The following is a 15660-nucleotide window of genomic DNA, read 5'->3' as shown; positions in this document are numbered from 1 at the left end:
TGATTGACATTATTTAACACCTCCGAAAGTAATTAGCCTTCATTATAAAGTGATTCCGGAAAAATAGGTAGAGAAAAAATGAAAAATGCCGTGCAGCATATCGACTAGCTGCACGGCATTTCCGCCGTTTGGTTTTACGCTTTTTTTCTAAACAGGCTCACAATGGAGAGCAGAAGCGCCAGTCCGGAGAGCACCAGTGGCAATGTGTTGCTGCCGCCTGCACTTGCCGCCGCCTGATCTTGGGCTGGGCTTGCCGCCGGTGCAGCAGCGTCGTGCCCGTGATCGTGTCCGGCTTCCCCAACGCCCGCTTTCACTGTAGTCACGGACGCAGGCGTCTTGGAATCCTTGTCTCCGGTCCACTCAACTACTTCGCCATCCGCGTAAGTCTGATACGCTTTCCATGCGAGTGCACCTTCCTCTTTCGGGTTCGCGCCCACGAAAGCGAACTCCATGAACTCATGCGCCTTGATGCCGCCGTCTGTCGCGGTCCAGACGAGTGCTGTGTTCACGCCGTCCTTGTCTTTTTCAAACTCGTAGCTCCAGCCCGGAACTGGCTGTACGGTGTTCACTTTCACTCCAGCCGGAAATTCCAGCTTCACTTTTACTGTGTTGACGTCCTTTTCCACAGGTACGCGAACGGTATATTTTTCATAAGAGCCGGTAGTGGTTTCTTTCGGATAGACGTTGACGTGCGCTTGCGCCGCAGTCGCGAGCGTCAAAACTGCTCCTGCCACCAATACACTGCTCAGCCATTTTTTCATCTTCATGCAAAAAACCCTCCTAGTTTGTCGCCGTTTGTTTTGCGGCTTGTGTGTTTGTCGTGTCATTCATGTCAGTCGGATAGTTGGTCTGGCTCATCCAAAGCCCTGCCAGCACAGCGACGATACCGAAAATGATTTCCCAGCGCAGCCATTTCATGAGCAGACTGCCGTTCGCCCGCCAGCGCTTCGTTTGCCGATAGGCGAGCGCGAGCATGATGCAGACGCTGACGATTTTGGCGTAGAGCAAATAGCTCCAGGCAAGCGAGCTTTGCCAAATGAGCGCTACATCGGTCTGCACGATCAGCATGAGCACTCCCGTCACGACGGCAAGTACGGCCGCCGCGGCAACCAGGCGCAAGAAGAAGGCCTTGAACGGCGCATTGCCCCGCTCTGTTTCTTTTGCCACCAGCAGCAGGTAGACGAGCGCGCCAAGCCATAGCGCCACTGTCAGGACGTGCAACAGCCGCAGCACGATCGACAGCCAGACAGGAGCAATCCCCCAGGCATGGCCGCCAAAAGCTTGCGCGCCAATCAGCAGTACCCAAATTCCCGCGTACCAGCCAGATACCATGTTCGGAATAGCCAATAGCAGCAGGAGCAGAAAGGAGACGATCAGCATGACGGCAAACGGAGACTGCGCGAGCAAATGGCTGTCAAACCGCCACAGGGCTTGCGTCAAGGTAACGGCCGTCAACGATTCGTCGTACAAAAACCAGAGAAAAACAAGTCCCACGAGCGCAAGCGCCCAGCCGATCTGCCTGCCAATCCCGATCAGCGCCCGAAGCGTCGGCAAACCGTAGCGCTGTCCTCGATCGGCAATCAGATACAAACCGCCGCCGAGCAAAATAATCCCTTGCGCAAGGTAACGATAGACGATCAAATAATTCGTATCCGTCTGCTTTGCCCCGGGCGGCACCACGACCGCGCTTTTTTGCCCGATGGAAAAGGTCAGGCGCTCCTCAACCGGATGGCCGTCTTCGGATACGACCGCCACGATCACCGAGTACGTCCCTTCCGCCAAATCCGCCGGCAACTGCGCATTCACCTGCGAAGCATCTCCCGGCTGCAAGGTCGGTCGCTGCATTTGTATTTCCTTGCCGTCCCAGTCAAACAGGCGTACGGTGACGAGATCCGGCTCCAGCGTCTCGGTAAAGCGCATGGAAATTTGTCCCGGATTCGCCTGCAGCACCTCGCCGTCTTTCGGAGTGCTGCCCATCATGCCTGCATGGGCATAGGCCGAATTGGTTCCAATCGCAAGCACAAGAAAAAAGGCCAGCGAAAGCACGGTCCATAGTCGCTTCATGCTGTGCATCAGCCAATCACCTACTTCCTTCGCCTTTTCGTCACTAATCCTATCAAAATCGTCTGTGAATCTGTATGGCTACATCGGGCTATCTGCTGTGACGATTTTTTGAAGCAGCCGAATATACCAGCAAAAAAAGACACCTACGAGTAGTTTTTCCCGCGTGGTGTCTTCTTTTGCTGCACGTCTATGCATTACTCGTCGCTTTGCTGCTTGAGGAAGCGCAGAATGAGCTCGTTTACCACTTCTGGCTGGTCCATCGGCGGGATGTGGGCCGAATCTGTCAAAATGACCTTTTCAGCCCGCTCGATCCGCTCAGCCAGCTCGTCAGCGATTTGCAAAAAGTCGATGTAATCGCGTGCTCCCGCAATGACCAGCGTGGGGGCCTTGATTTCCTCCAGACGCTCTTTTGGAGGGGGAGTGAGTCCCACGAGTCCTTCTCCAAAAGCAGGCAAAGAAAAGGCGTTTCGACTCATGCTTGCAAACAGCTCACGCGCTTTTGCCCGCTTGGTATTCGCCGCACAGCCAGGTCCGTCAAACCACATCCGGGTATTCTGCTCCAGCGCTTCCTCTGTCTTTTTGGCTTCCAGCAGTTGATGAAACTGTTCCATATCCCGCAATCTCTGCTCGCTTCTCGAATGGCCAAACAGCCCCGACGAGATCAAAACCAGACTTTTCACCATTTGCGGGTACACAAGCGCAAACTCCTGGGCTACCATTCCCCCAAAGGAAAGACCCGCCACGTGTGCTTTTTCGATGCCCAATCCGGCCAATACAGCACGTACATCATCGTATAGCGTAAAAGGCAAATTCGTCGCAGGTGTTTTGCCAAAGCCGCGGAGGTCAAAACGAATCACCTTGTACGATTCCGCCAAAGCCGCTACCTGCTCATCCCACATCCTGTTGTCCAGATTGAACCCGTGAATCAACAGAAGCGGCTCGCCTTCCCCAGCCATTTCGTAGTAAAACCGCGTTCCATTCGCTTCCAGAAAGCCTGAATCGACTGCTTGTCCAGTTTCCATATTTTTCACCTCTCCTTCCGTATACTATCTCATCTCTGCTTCTTGTTTGTCCAACCAACGCTGCACAGGCAGGGCTTTCGCAAGCAACCGCTTGCTGCTTTACAGTAGAAACAAAAAAACCGAGACGGGATTTCTCCCAGCCTCGGTCTTCGTTGTTACCTGCCGCTCTTCATCTCTGTCCAGTAGCGGTCGTATTCTTGCAGCGTATCGCCGACGTCGACCAGCCACTCGGCGCGGTCGATGTCCGCTTTGTCCAGGAAGATCATCTTGTTGGAACGGTATTCTTCGCTGTGCAGCGGGTATGCTTGCTCGTTCGGGTTGCTGTAGCCGATGGATTCGTAGTTTTTCACGCTGACCTCAGGGTCCATCAGGTAGTTGATGAACTTCTCGGCCAAGTCTTTGTGCTTGGCTCCTTTTGGAATCGCCAGCGTGTCCGCCCAGATCGTTGCGCCCTCTTTTGGAATGACGTACTCCACATCCGGGTTTTGGCCGTTGATGATCGCAGCGTCGCCAGACCAGACCGTACCGATCCACGCTTCCTCCGCGATCATTTTTTGCTTGATGTTGTCCGTATCAAAAGCCATGACGCCCGGCAACATTTTTTTCAGGTCCGCGAACGATTTTTCCAACTCGTCCTTGTTTGTTGTGCTGTTGGAAAAGCCGTTTTTAATCAAAGCCATCCCCATGACTTCACGCGGGTCGTTCAGCATGATGACGCGGCCTTTGTACGCTTCGTTCCACAGATCGCTCCAGCTTGTCGGGGTTTCTTTGACGTACTTCTTGTTGTAGGCAATCCCGGTAATGCCCCACGTGTAGACGAGCGAGTACTTGTTCTCCTTGTCAAAAGGAGGCGTCTTGAACGTGGACACGATGTTTTTCATGTTCGGGATGTTCTCTTTGTTCAGCTCTTCCAACAGGCCGAGCTGAATCATGGTCGCGACCATGTAATCGGACGGCTGGATCAGGTCGTAGCCCGAGGCGCCCGCCTGGATTTTCGCCAGCATTTCCTCGTTGCTGCCGTAGATGTCGTAGTTGACCTTGACGTTGTACTTCTGCTCAAAATCTTTAATGACGTCGAGGTCGAAGTTGTCGGCCCAGGAGTAGATGTTCAATACTTGCTGTTCTTGCTCGGACGATGAGCAGCCGACTGCTGTCACCGCGAGGACGGCGGTCAGGGCGCCGATCATCATGGACTTGAAACGTTTCATTTTTTCTTCTCAACCTCCAAATCGGTATGGGATGTTTTTTTCGGTCGACTAAAAATGAATCTGACCGTTTTTGGAATCCTTGCGGCGGAACAGCTCGGCGATGATGACCAAAAGCACTGTGCTTACGATCAGCAGCGTCGAAAGCGCATTGACTTCCGGCGACACGCCTCGCTTCACCAAACCGTAAATGTATAGCGGCAAGGTGGTCGAATTCGGACCAGCCACGAAGAACGAAATAATGAAATCATCCAGCGATAGCGTAAACGACATTAAAAAGCCGGCGACGATCCCAGGCATAATCAAGGGCAGCGTCACATGGCGCAGCGTCTCCCACGGGGTCGCGCCCAAATCTTGTGCGGCCTCCTCCAGCTCCTTGCCCATATCGGCGAGGCGGGCGGAGATGATGACCATCACGTACGGCATGGAAAACGTCACGTGCGCCATAATCAGGGTCCATTTGCCAAGCTCGATGTGCGCTTGGCTGAACAAAACCAATAGGGCCAGTCCCATCATGATCTCGGGAATGACGATCGGCAAGTAAATCAGCCCGTTGACGATGTTGCGCCAGCGCAAGGAATAATGCTTGATCGCAAGCGATGCGGCCGTGCCGAGAACAGTCGCCAGCACGCTGCTGATGACGCCGATCGACAGGCTGTTCGTCAAGGCCTGCATCACCTGCCGGTTGTCAAACAACGATACGTACCACTTCCAGGTGAATCCGTTCCACGTCGCATTGATGCGCGAATCGTTGAACGAGTAGAGCACGAGAATGGCAATCGGCAAGTACAAAAAGGCGAGCATCAGCCAGGAGTAGCCGGTCAGCGTATGTCTGCGCCATGTTTTCATGCTGCTCCCTCCTTCGCTTCGCCCGCTTTGACCGCGCGGAAGTAGAGAAGAATGAGAAGCATCGACAGAAGCATCAGCACGATGGACAGCGCCGAGCCAAACGGCCAGTCACGCGCCGAGAGAAACTGGTTCTGGATGACGTTTCCGATCAGGGCTGACTTCGCTCCGCCCATCACATCCGGGACGACGAACATCCCGATGGAGGAGACGAACACGAGAATTGATCCGGTGACGACGCCTGTTTTGGTCATCGGCAACGTCACATGCCAGAACGCTTTCCACGGAGTCGCCCCGAGGTCGTAAGCGGCTTCCAGCTTGCGGCGGTCCATCTGCTCCAGCGACACGTAAATCGGCAGCACCATGAACGGCAAAAGCGTGTACACCATGCCGAGCAGCACCGAGCCGGAATTGTACAACAGCGGCAACGGTTCCGTGATAAGCCCCAGCGACTGCAAAATCGTATTGACGACGCCTTGCGAGCGCAGGATGATGACCCAGGCGTAGGACCGGACGAGGAAGTTGATCCAGAACGGAATCATCACCAAGAGCAGCCAAATTTGCTGCGAAGACTTTTCCAGCCGGGAGATGTAGTACGCGAGCGGATAGCCGCAGACGATCGACAAAAACGTCGTCAGGATGGCGACCACCAGCGTGTCCGCGAAAATTTGCCCGTACAAAGGGTCCAGGATGCGAATGTAATTGTTCAGCGTAAACTCATAGACAACTTGCCCGTATGTGCCTCTTTTTAAAAACGATAACAGCGCAATCAGGAGCATGGGCAGGACGAAAAGCACACCCATCCACAAAAGGGCGGGTGCCGCGAGCAGTTTTACCGGCTTTTTGTTCAACAAGTCAGGATCACCTCGTCCGTCTGCGCCCAACCAAGAGCTACCCGATCTCCCACCTTCCAGTCCAGACCGTCGCCCGCATACTGATGCGCCATTACCGTCATGTCCTGGCTGTCCAGGCGGATAAACACTTTGCGCAGGTTGCCGAGGAATACCGCGTCGGTAATCGTCCCCTGCTTCTTGTGCTTCTCAGGCTCCGTATGCGGCTGATACAGCTTGATCTTTTCCGGACGGACCGCTGTGTTCGTGCCGTTTTCGCGGAAAATGTTGTTCTCGCCGATAAACGTAGCGACAAACAGCGTTTGCGGATGGTTGTAAATCTCTGCCGGGGAAGCAATCTGCTCGATCCGTCCCTTGTTCATGACCGCGATCCGGTCTGACATCGCCATCGCTTCTTCCTGGTCATGGGTGACGTAGATGAACGTGATCCCGAGGTTTTTTTGCAGGTTTTTCAGCTCCAACTGCAAGCTTTTGCGCAACTGGTAGTCCAAGGCGCCAAGTGGCTCGTCCAACAACAGGACGCGCGGATTGTTGATAATCGCCCGGGCGATCGCTACCCGCTGCTGCTGTCCGCCAGAGAGCTGCTTCGGCGTGCGCTTTCTCAGCTCGGTCAGTTGCACGTACTGCAACACTTCCTCCAGGCGCTTCTTTTGCTCACTGGCACTTACCTTTTTCATTTTCAATCCGAACAAAATGTTTTGCTCGACAGTCATGTGCGGAAACAAGGCGTATTGCTGGAACACCATGTTCATGTCCCGTTGGTAAGGAGGCACATGGGTGAGCGGCTTCTCGTCGAGAAAAATCTCCCCGGAGGTCGGCTCCTCAAATCCAGCAATCATCCGCAAAAGCGTCGTCTTGCCACAGCCGCTCGGGCCGAGCAACGTCAAAAACTCCCCTTCTTCAATGGAGAGAGAAAAAGAGGGGACGACGATGGAACCGTGAAAGCTTTTTTCAATTGAATCCAGATGAATAATCGTTTTCATTCTGTCATCTCACCATATGTCATTATACTCATAGCAATCTAGGTAACTATATCGTGTTAGCTGGTTTTTGTAAACAGTTTCACCCGCATTGGCCCCTGATTTTTTTTGCAGATCGTCTTCCAGACAAAACCGAACAAAAACAAGACGGAGCAGCACCAATGTTCTCTGCTCCGTCGCCTGTTCGGATTGCCCGCTGCCCGCTACAGCGAAGGCGATTTTGGCGTGCGCCCAACCTGTGCTGCGCGCTGTTTGTTCCCTAGGAAATTGGTCCCGACTACGCCCAAAATAATCATGAGAGCGCCGAGCAGGTGGTAGTAGGCGAGCTGTTCTTGCAGGAAAAGCGCGCCAGCCGCAATCGTCACGATCGTAGACAGGTTGTTGAATACACTCATTTTTGACGCTTCCATTTTCGAGAGGGCAAAATTCGTCATGAACGACGTCACCAACGAAGACAGCACCCCCAAGTACAAGATTGCGATGACGAACGGCGAATGGCTGAACGGCACGAAAAAGGCGGACAGCGTTCCTTCCGAGCCGTGCCGGATCAAAGCCAGCGCATTAAATGACACAAAACCGATAACCGAAACCATATACGTTACGTCTATATAATGGAAGGCTTTTGTCATCTTCTTGGCGAGCACGCTATACCCGGCCAGCGAAAGAGCCGACAGCAGGATCAAAACCGTCCCGATGCTGTCGCCCATCCCCACCCCCGCTCCTTTCATCGCGAAAATGAACACGACGCCCGCGACAGACAGGAGCGTGGACAGCTTTTGCAGCCAGGTCGACGTCTCTTTCAGAAACAAGGCGGCCATTATCATCGTGAAGATCGGCACTGTCGCCGTAATAATGCCCGCCTCCGACGATGTCGTGTAGACCAGCCCGAACGTCTGCAGCCCGAAAAAGAGCGCCGGATAGAGCAAGGCAAGCGGCAGAATGGACAACATATCCCGCGGCTTGATCGACAGCCGAATCCAGCCGCACACAAGCGGAATCGAAGCTGCGACAAGCGCCACGGTAAAGCGGTGCGCCATCGTATCAAGCGGACTTGCTGCCGTGAGCGCCATTTTGACGAAAAGAAAAGACAGGCCGACGATCAGGGCATTCAGCAGGGCAGCCAGTATCGCTTTTGGTTGATCTTTCAAACAAATCTCTCCTCAATCGTTGCATATGCAACTGTTCTTCTTGCTTTCATAGTAATGTGGCGCCAATCGTGCTACAATGCAAAAAAAGCCGATCTGTACCGATACACAATCCACACACCGGGAAGGGGTTTTATGCACAAATATTTGCAGTTGCAAAACGAACTGGAGACGCTGATCGCAAGCCTCGCCTACCAGGACGGAGACAAGCTGCCCTCCATCCGCGAGCTGTCTGCCCGGTATCAATGCAGCAAAAGCACTGTCATTTCGGCTTTGAACGAACTGGAAAAGCGTCACCTCATCTACTCGGTAGACCGCAGCGGCTTTTACGTCGTGAAAAAAGAGCGGGAAGCCGAGCAAAAGGATACAGACATCATCGACTTTGCCACCTCTGCCCCTGATCCGGACGTGTTTCCCTATCTCGACTTCCAGCACTGTATCAATAAAGCGATTGAGACGTACCGCAACGATCTGTTTCTGTACGGCACTCCCAAAGGCTTGCCGACGCTGATCCCCGTGATCGCCAGGCACCTCGCGAACCATCAGGTGTTTGCCAAGCCTGCGAACATGTTCATCACGGCAGGCGTTCAGCAGGCGCTGTCCATCTTGTGTACGATCCCGTTTCCGAACGGCCGGGAAACCGTGCTGATCGAGCAGCCAAGCTACCACCTGTTTATCGAATATGTGCAGTTGCACAAGCTTCCGGTAAAAGGCATCCGGCGAACGGCGCAAGGGATTGATCTGGACGAGTTGGAACGACTGTTTCGTACAGAAAAGATCAAATTTTTTTACACGATGCCGCGCTTCCACAGCCCGCTCGGAACGACGTACAGCCGCAAAGAAAAACAGCGGATTGCCGAGCTGGCGCAGCAATACGACGTCTACATCGTGGAAGACGACCATATGGCGGATCTGGAGCACGACAGCAAGGCAGACCCGCTGTTCGCCTACGACCGCTTCGGCCGCACGATTTATTTGAAAAGCTATTCCAAGATTATCTTTCCCTGCTTGCGCCTGGGCGCGGCTGTCATTCCCGATGCGCTCTGCGAGACGTTTCTTGCGTACAAGCGCCTTCTCGACATCGACAGCTCCATGCTCTCCCAGGCCGCGCTGGAAATTTATTTAAAAAGCGGAATGTTTGAGCGGCACCGGCAAAAAATACGCCAATCTTACCAGCACAGGTCCAACCTGCTGACCGCCGCCCTGCTCGCTCATGCCGCGCGCCCAGACGCCTTGTTCACGTTTCATCCGCTGCCGTATCCCGGGATTCACACGCATCTTGTCCTCGATCAGCGGATTCATGTCTCCCGTCTCATCCAGCAGTTGAAAAAGCGCTCGATCCTGCTGGAAGCGGCAGACCGGCATTATCTTCCTGATTTCCCCAGAGAAAATATATTGAAGCTAGACGTATCCAACGTCAAGGAAGAAGCGGTTGAAAAAGGAATCAATCAGTTGATGGCGGTATTGCATGCGATGCGGTTATAATGAAGAAAGGTAAAAATCCGGCGCGAGCTTGATTGGCGGTTCGCAACATGACTCTACCCATTTTTTCCGCCGCAGCAGGCGGATTTTGAGAGATGGACAAAGGAGAATGAAATGGTTCAGAACGTTTTAGATTTTTTGATGGAATACGGCATTTGGGGAGTCGTCATCCATTCGTTTGCAGACGCCATCATCTTCCCCGTTCCCGTGTTCTTTCTGCAGGTTTCATTAAGCCTGATCGATCCATCCTCGGCTTTATGGATTGCTACGGCAGGATATATCGCCTGTCTGCTTGGAACACCAGTCGGTTACTATCTCGGCAAACTCTTGGGTCACTCTGTCCTGTACAAACTGCTCAAAAAAGAATGGATTGACTCGGCGACGGAGATGTTTCAAAAACGGGGCGAAGTCGCCATTTTTGTCGGCTCGTTTACGCCGATCCCGTTCAAAGTGTTTACGATCTTGTCCGGCTGTCTGAACTACCCGCTCTGGAAGCTGATTGGCTACGCGGCCATCGGAAGGGCTGTCAAATTTTACGTCGTCGGCTTCCTGTTTTATTATTATGGGCGGATGGCGGAAAACATGGTCGGTCATGTCTCCTTGTACGTGTTTTTGCTGATGATCCCGATTTTGTTGATAGGACTCCTGGTGCGAAAAATTCGGGCAAAAAGACAACTGCTGCATACGGTGAACAAGCAAGCGGGAAATGACTGAATCGTCCGCAAGCAAAAAAGAACCCCCCGGCAAAAGAGGCCACTGAAAAAGTCTTTACTTACAAAGAAGGTACAGTCCCCTCATTTTTGAGGCGGCTGTACCTTTTTCTATGTATACTTAAAGCTTCACGGCGAAAGGGTTGAAGCCCCATGTTCCAGCCACAGATCTCATTTGCGTTTAGTCCCTACACCGCACTCTATGACCTTGTTGTCCCTAAAGATAACATGTTGCGCCAAATCAATGAACTTGTGGATTTCTCCTTTATATATGACGAATAAAAGGGAAATGCAGTAACAAAAAAGCGACACCTGCCAGGAAAAACGGAACAGGTGTCGCTTATTTTTTTACAAAAATCTCAAGTCACCGGCAAAACCTAAGTTCTTCAGTGGCCTCGGCAAAAGGGGTTCTTCTCGTTTCGGGACCTGCCGTCTGGCGGGTCTTTATGCTTTTTTCACGCGAATGCGGTCTTCCTCGACATCGACTACGATCGAGCGTACATCCGCTTCCTCCATCACCAGGTCGGCGATGCCGTCCTCTACGTACTGCGAAATGACACGGCGCAGCGGACGCGCCCCGAATGCGGGGTTGTAGCCCAGCTCTGCCAGCTTTTCCTTGGCGGCGTCTGTAACGGCAAGCTCCATGCCTTGCTCTTTCAGATTTGCCATGACATCTTGCAGCAGCAGCTCGACGATTTTGACCAGATCGTGTTTTTCCAGATGAGCGAAAGAAATGATCGAGTCGAAGCGGTTCAAAAATTCCGGCTTGAAGTACGCGCCCAGCGAGTCGAGCACGGTGCCAGGCTTAGGCGACTCTGCTCCGAAGCCGACGGAGATTTTGCGCTCGGTCACACCCGCGTTGCTCGTCGCGATAATGACGGTTTCCTTGAAGTTCACGGTGCGGCCCTGGCTGTCTGTCAAGCGGCCGTCCTCCAAAATTTGCAGGAACATGTGCATGACGTCAGGGTGTGCCTTTTCAATCTCATCGAGCAAAATGATGCTGTACGGGTTGCGGCGCACGCGCTCGGTCAACTGCCCTGCTTCCTCGTGGCCCACATACCCTGGTGGCGAACCGATCAGCTTGGAGACGGAATGCTTCTCCATGTACTCGCTCATGTCAAGACGGATCATCGAATCGCGCGTACCGAACAGCTCCTCGGCGAGCGCCTTGGACAGCTCGGTTTTCCCTACGCCAGTCGGCCCGACGAACAGGAAGGAGGCAATCGGTCTGTTTTTCGGCTTCAGTCCGGCGCGGCTGCGGCGAATCGCCTTGGCGACCTGTTTGACGGCTTCGGACTGGCCGATCACTTTGGCTTCGAGATGCGCCGCCAAATTTTTCATCCGCTCTTGCTCGTCGCTTTGCAGCTTGCGGACCGGAATGCCTGTCTTTTGCTCGATCATCTCCTGAATGTCTGCCACTTCGACCTGCACGCGATTGGCCGCTCCATCCAGTTGATCGAGCTTGGCGAGAATTTCTGCTTCCTCGTCGCGCAGGCGGGCTGCTTGCTCGTAGTTTTCTTGCTCGGTCGCGGCTTTTTTCTCCTGGTTGATTTGCGCCAGCCGCTCATGCAGGTGGGCGGTGTCTGCCCCGGACGAACGCAGGTTCAGGCGCGAGCCCGCTTCATCCATCAGGTCAATCGCCTTGTCAGGCAGGAAACGGTCCTGAATGTAGCGGTGCGAGTATTCCACGCAAGCCCGGATCACGTCGTCGGAGTAGGAGACTTGGTGGAACGCCTCGTACTTCGGACGCAGCCCTTGCAAAATTTCGATGGCGGCTTCCACTGTTGGCTCTTTGACCATCACTGGCTGCAGGCGGCGCTCCAGCGCAGCGTCTTTTTCGATGATGCGGTACTCTTTCAATGTGGTAGCCCCGATCAACTGCAGCTCGCCGCGCGCCAGGGCAGGCTTGAGGATGTTGCCTGCGTCCATGGAGCCTTCCGCAGAGCCAGCGCCTACCAGCAGGTGAATTTCATCGACGAACAAAATGACGTTTTTACGCGCTTGCAGCTCGGCGATGACTTGCTTCATCTTTTCCTCGAACTGCCCGCGAATCCCTGTGCCCGCTACCAGCGAAGCGACGTCCAGCACGTACACCTGCTTGTTTTTCAGCTTGGCAGGCACTTGCCCTTCGGTAATGCGCAGCGCCAGTCCTTCCGCAATCGCCGTCTTCCCTACCCCTGGCTCCCCGATCAGAACCGGGTTGTTTTTGTTGCGGCGGTTCAAAATCTCGATGACGCGCTCGATTTCCTGGTCGCGTCCGATCACCGGATCGATCAGCCCGGCGCGCGCCGCATCGTTCAAATTGCGGCCCAGCTCGTCGAGAATGCCGCCGCGGTCCGGTGCTTGCGGCTCTTGCGCTTTAGGCTTGCCGCCCTTCGCTTGCGCCTGGGCGAAGCCTTGCAGGAACTCGTCCAGACCGGAGAAGGAGGAAAACGGAGTGAAGCCCATGCCCATGCCGATTCCCATTTTGCTGCCCAGCTTGGCGTGGCATTCCTTGCAAAGCTGGTAGGCTTGCCGGTTGTTTTGCACTTGTATATGAACGGAAACAGTTGCTTGTCGTTGTTTGCAGATTTCGCATTGCATGTTTTCATACCCCCAAAATGTTTATTTTGGAATGTTGACGTGCACGTTTTGATTCCCGGAAGGTTCAGTGTCGTTTGACCTTCTCTGACCTTCGATGACTTTATTATAGTTTGACCTTCTTTGACTTTCAAGAGGGTTTCTTTGGATTTTGCACATAAGCTTGGGAAAAGCTAAGCAGGACGCAGGTTCGCTATTGCCTCGCCGAAAAACCCTTCCTATAATGATCTTGAGATTCGTAAAAGTCAGGAGGCTTTTCACTTGAACACACTCGCGTATGGACTCCTGGGGCTGGTCGCCCGCACGCCCAGTTCTGGCTACGATTTGATGCTCCAGCTTCAACCATTTTGGCAGGCCAAGCACAGCCAGATTTACCCGCTGCTGGCCAAGCTGGAACAGGAGGGCTACCTGGAGTTCACTCGCATCCACCAGACGGATCGTCCTGATAAAAAAGTGTATTCGATTACAGAAAAAGGGCAGATCGCGCTGCAAGTCTGGCTCAGTGAGCCGGCAGCAGAGCCTGTCGTCCGGGACGAGCTGGTCCTGAAAACGTACTGCCTCGGGCTCGCTGATGAAAATGCCGCTGCGACGATGTTTGTCGAGCGCATCCAGCAATGCCGCGAGCATCTGGACATGTACGAGCACTACATTCAGGAGTACCAGGCTGATGCTGTCGACCATCCCCACCCGCCCGACCACCCGGACCATCCGGCGTTTGGCGAGTACATTTTGCTCTCGTGGGGAGCGCGGCGGATGAAAGAAGACATCGCCTGGTGCGAATGGGTTCTGGAGCTGTTGCAAAAGCGCGGATAACGAACAAGGAAAAGCAAAAAGCAAACGAGCCTTTGGAACTGTTCGCTCCAAAAACCGTTTGCTTTTTCGTTTGGTCTGCATGAATTGTGGTTTCCTTAAAACGCGTGCGCCTCTACTTCCGCAAGCGTCGGGAGGGACGGCTGCGCCCCGCGTCTGGTCACGACGATCGCCGCCACTCTGCTGGCGAATGCCGCCGCTTCTGCTTCCGGCATCCCTTTGGCAATCCCGACGGCAAAAGCCGCGGTAAACGAATCGCCAGCCGCCGTCGTGTCCACAGGCTCTACCCGGCAAGCAGGGACGTGCGTCGCCCCGTCTGGGGTCACCAGCAGAGCGCCTTTTTCGCCCAGCGTCACGATAACCCGCTTGGGCCCGCTTGCCAAGAGCTTTTTCGCCGCCGCCTCGACTTCTGAAAGCGTAGCAGTCGGCATGCCGCTCAAGCTCGCAAGCTCTGTCTCGTTTGGCGTCAACGTGTGGACGTACTGCAGCAGCTCAGGTGACAGCGCCTGCGCCGGAGCCGGATTCAAAATAACCAGCTTGCCGAGTCCGGACGCCTTTTTCACGACGTACTCCACTACGGGAAGCGGAATTTCCAGTTGCAGCAGCACGACGTCGCTCTCCACAAGAATGGACAGGTTCTGCTCGATGTGCTCCACGCTCATTTGCGCATTGGCTCCCGGGACGAGCACAATGTTGTTTTCCCCGTCATCGCTCACATTGATAAAAGCCATGCCCGTCGTCCCCGAGCGTTTGATTCCTTCCACGTGAACGCGCGCCTCTGTCAAGCTGTTCAGCATCTTGCTCCCGTTCTCGTCTTCGCCCACCATCCCGATCATGGAAACGTGTGCGCCGAGACGCGCGGCGGCCACTGCCTGATTGGCCCCTTTGCCGCCTGGAATCAGCCGGAAGTCATGACTGGAAATCGTTTCTCCTGCCTTGGGCAGATGGTGGACGTGGGAGACGAGATCCATATTGATGCTTCCTACTACTGCGATTTTCACAACGTGCTACCTCCCCTGTCTCTTCGTGCTCGCTTTTTCCCCACCCATGATAACATCACCATTTGCTGGCTTCAATAAAGACCGCCAGTAGCCCATTTACGCGCTGGTGCGTCGTTGCAAACGTTGTCGGTATCCTGGCCGCTTCTAGTGCAGCGTCGGCCACACGTTTTCGTCATGTTCGTCCAGCACCGCCTCAATCTGGTCACCCTTGAGCACGGCGATGTAGCCGCGCGGCAGCGCCAACGCCTGCAAAAGAGACGGACGGCGTTTTAGCAGTTGGAAAATGTAGTACGATTCCAGCCCGTCGCTGTCCACCTCGCCCTGTACAGGCCCGAGATACCAGCCGGAGTCGCCTGCTTCTACTTGTTCGGCGCGCTGCAAATAGACGTGCTCCTCTTCTAGCGCCCCTTTTGCCACCACGATCTTGTCCTGGAACAGCGCGGTTTCTCCTGCGAGCTGCAACGTTTGCAGACAGTGGTTTTGCGCCATCTGGACGTAGAGGGACACGGACAAGTCGCGGTTTGTTTCTGTAAACGGATTCGTGTCGTAGTCCGGTGCGACAATTTCCATTTGTCCTTCGTGTCCCTCTCGTTCATTGAAAATTAAAATCGTCCAGCCTACTTGAATTTTCGCGCCGTTTCGCAGCGGCCCGCTCTCGTTTTCCACATCCGCAAACAGATCGAGCAAAAAATCGGCCTGCTTTGCCAGAAACTCCCGGCAGGTCACGACGAAGGTTCTGTTGCCGATCTGTTTGGTGCGTTGACAGAGGGGCGACTGCTCTTTGATCGGGGAGTCGCTATGGCTCATCGGTACCATCCTTTCTCATTCGCCCGCTTGGGCCGACAAAATCGTTGCTGGAGCGGAATTGGTTGACTCGTTGGCAATAGGGTACCACGAATGCCTAGGCAGCGCAGCCTTTTCCCCCTGGGACCAAAGCAGGAAAAAAGCTGCCCGGTAGCGTCTG

The 15660-nt window shown here is 54.2% G+C and carries 14 protein-coding genes; 3 read left to right on the top strand and 11 right to left on the bottom strand.

Annotation, left to right across the window (positions count from 1 at the left end; all coding sequences use genetic code 11):
• Positions 1-134: 134 nt before the first annotated feature.
• The 8 genes from AC27IT_RS15585 to AC27IT_RS15550 form a co-directional block, all read right to left on the bottom strand.
• Positions 135-767 (bottom strand): YcnI family copper-binding membrane protein, encoded by a 633-nt coding sequence (locus AC27IT_RS15585; protein ID WP_025844452.1) that lies wholly within the window; start codon positions 765-767, stop codon positions 135-137.
• A 13-nt stretch (positions 768-780) separates the two neighbouring features.
• Complete coding sequence (locus tag AC27IT_RS15580) at positions 781-2064, bottom strand: copper resistance CopC/CopD family protein (protein ID WP_235694641.1); 1284 nt, start codon at positions 2062-2064, stop codon at positions 781-783.
• Positions 2065-2258: 194 nt separating this feature from the next.
• Complete coding sequence (locus AC27IT_RS15575) at positions 2259-3086, bottom strand: alpha/beta fold hydrolase (RefSeq protein ID WP_007785927.1); 828 nt, start codon at positions 3084-3086, stop codon at positions 2259-2261.
• Between the two features lie 155 nt (positions 3087-3241).
• A complete protein-coding gene (locus AC27IT_RS15570; protein ID WP_005831550.1) occupies positions 3242-4294 on the bottom strand; it encodes an ABC transporter substrate-binding protein in 1053 nt (350 codons plus the stop codon).
• 48 nt (positions 4295-4342) lie between these two features.
• Positions 4343-5140 (bottom strand): ABC transporter permease, encoded by a 798-nt coding sequence (locus AC27IT_RS15565; RefSeq protein ID WP_487091902.1) that lies wholly within the window; start codon positions 5138-5140, stop codon positions 4343-4345.
• Positions 5137-5940, bottom strand: coding sequence for an ABC transporter permease (locus AC27IT_RS15560; RefSeq protein WP_051556831.1), 804 nt, complete (start codon positions 5938-5940; stop codon positions 5137-5139). The genes AC27IT_RS15565 and AC27IT_RS15560 overlap by 4 nt, the downstream gene beginning before the upstream one ends.
• A gap of 44 nt (positions 5941-5984) precedes the next feature.
• Positions 5985-6971 (bottom strand): ABC transporter ATP-binding protein, encoded by a 987-nt coding sequence (locus AC27IT_RS15555; protein WP_005831545.1) that lies wholly within the window; start codon positions 6969-6971, stop codon positions 5985-5987.
• Positions 6972-7171: 200 nt separating this feature from the next.
• Positions 7172-8116, bottom strand: a complete 945-nt coding sequence (locus AC27IT_RS15550) for a DMT family transporter (RefSeq protein ID WP_026557808.1) — start codon at positions 8114-8116, stop codon at positions 7172-7174.
• Between the two features lie 132 nt (positions 8117-8248).
• On the opposite strand from AC27IT_RS15550, the gene AC27IT_RS15545 reads away from it, so the two are divergent.
• Both AC27IT_RS15545 and AC27IT_RS15540 read left to right on the top strand, forming a co-directional pair.
• On the top strand, positions 8249-9598 hold the full coding sequence (locus AC27IT_RS15545; RefSeq protein WP_283858094.1) for an aminotransferase-like domain-containing protein: 1350 nt from the start codon (positions 8249-8251) through the stop codon (positions 9596-9598).
• A gap of 111 nt (positions 9599-9709) precedes the next feature.
• On the top strand, positions 9710-10309 hold the full coding sequence (locus AC27IT_RS15540; protein WP_007785911.1) for a YqaA family protein: 600 nt from the start codon (positions 9710-9712) through the stop codon (positions 10307-10309).
• 440 nt (positions 10310-10749) lie between these two features.
• On the opposite strand, the gene AC27IT_RS15535 is transcribed toward AC27IT_RS15540, so the two are convergent.
• The gene (locus AC27IT_RS15535; RefSeq protein ID WP_005831536.1) at positions 10750-12888 is read right to left on the bottom strand and encodes an ATP-dependent Clp protease ATP-binding subunit; all 2139 of its coding nucleotides are present in this window, start codon (positions 12886-12888) and stop codon (positions 10750-10752) included.
• A gap of 258 nt (positions 12889-13146) precedes the next feature.
• Here AC27IT_RS15535 and AC27IT_RS15530 point away from each other — a divergent pair, with 258 nt between their 5' ends.
• Positions 13147-13698, top strand: coding sequence for a PadR family transcriptional regulator (locus tag AC27IT_RS15530; RefSeq protein ID WP_005831534.1), 552 nt, complete (start codon positions 13147-13149; stop codon positions 13696-13698).
• A gap of 95 nt (positions 13699-13793) precedes the next feature.
• Here the strand turns inward: AC27IT_RS15530 and rbsK are convergent, their stop codons facing one another.
• Together rbsK and AC27IT_RS15520 are read right to left on the bottom strand one after the other, a co-directional pair.
• On the bottom strand, positions 13794-14696 hold the full coding sequence (gene rbsK / locus AC27IT_RS15525; protein ID WP_005831532.1) for a ribokinase: 903 nt from the start codon (positions 14694-14696) through the stop codon (positions 13794-13796).
• 144 nt (positions 14697-14840) lie between these two features.
• Positions 14841-15503: an immunity protein Imm33 domain-containing protein gene (locus tag AC27IT_RS15520; RefSeq protein ID WP_283858095.1), complete on the bottom strand. Its 663-nt coding sequence runs from the start codon at positions 15501-15503 to the stop codon at positions 14841-14843.
• Between the last annotated feature and the right edge of the window lie 157 nt (positions 15504-15660).

The sequence above is a fragment of the Brevibacillus sp. YAE8 genome (genome assembly GCF_057543335.1).
Note: the sequence above shows the minus strand (reverse complement) of the source record. Positions and strands in the feature narration are given on the sequence as shown.

Coding starts and splice junctions, on each gene's coding strand:
- AC27IT_RS15585 (WP_025844452.1), bottom strand. CDS start 767: ATGAAGATGAAAAAATGGCTGAGCAGTGTATTGGTGGCAGGAGCAGTT.
- AC27IT_RS15580 (WP_235694641.1), bottom strand. CDS start 2,064: ATGAAGCGACTATGGACCGTGCTTTCGCTGGCCTTTTTTCTTGTGCTT.
- AC27IT_RS15575 (WP_007785927.1), bottom strand. CDS start 3,086: ATGGAAACTGGACAAGCAGTCGATTCAGGCTTTCTGGAAGCGAATGGA.
- AC27IT_RS15570 (WP_005831550.1), bottom strand. CDS start 4,294: ATGAAACGTTTCAAGTCCATGATGATCGGCGCCCTGACCGCCGTCCTC.
- AC27IT_RS15565 (WP_487091902.1), bottom strand. CDS start 5,140: ATGAAAACATGGCGCAGACATACGCTGACCGGCTACTCCTGGCTGATG.
- AC27IT_RS15560 (WP_051556831.1), bottom strand. CDS start 5,940: ATGGGTGTGCTTTTCGTCCTGCCCATGCTCCTGATTGCGCTGTTATCG.
- AC27IT_RS15555 (WP_005831545.1), bottom strand. CDS start 6,971: ATGAAAACGATTATTCATCTGGATTCAATTGAAAAAAGCTTTCACGGT.
- AC27IT_RS15545 (WP_283858094.1), top strand. CDS start 8,249: ATGCACAAATATTTGCAGTTGCAAAACGAACTGGAGACGCTGATCGCA.
- AC27IT_RS15540 (WP_007785911.1), top strand. CDS start 9,710: ATGGTTCAGAACGTTTTAGATTTTTTGATGGAATACGGCATTTGGGGA.
- AC27IT_RS15535 (WP_005831536.1), bottom strand. CDS start 12,888: ATGCAATGCGAAATCTGCAAACAACGACAAGCAACTGTTTCCGTTCAT.
- AC27IT_RS15520 (WP_283858095.1), bottom strand. CDS start 15,503: ATGAGCCATAGCGACTCCCCGATCAAAGAGCAGTCGCCCCTCTGTCAA.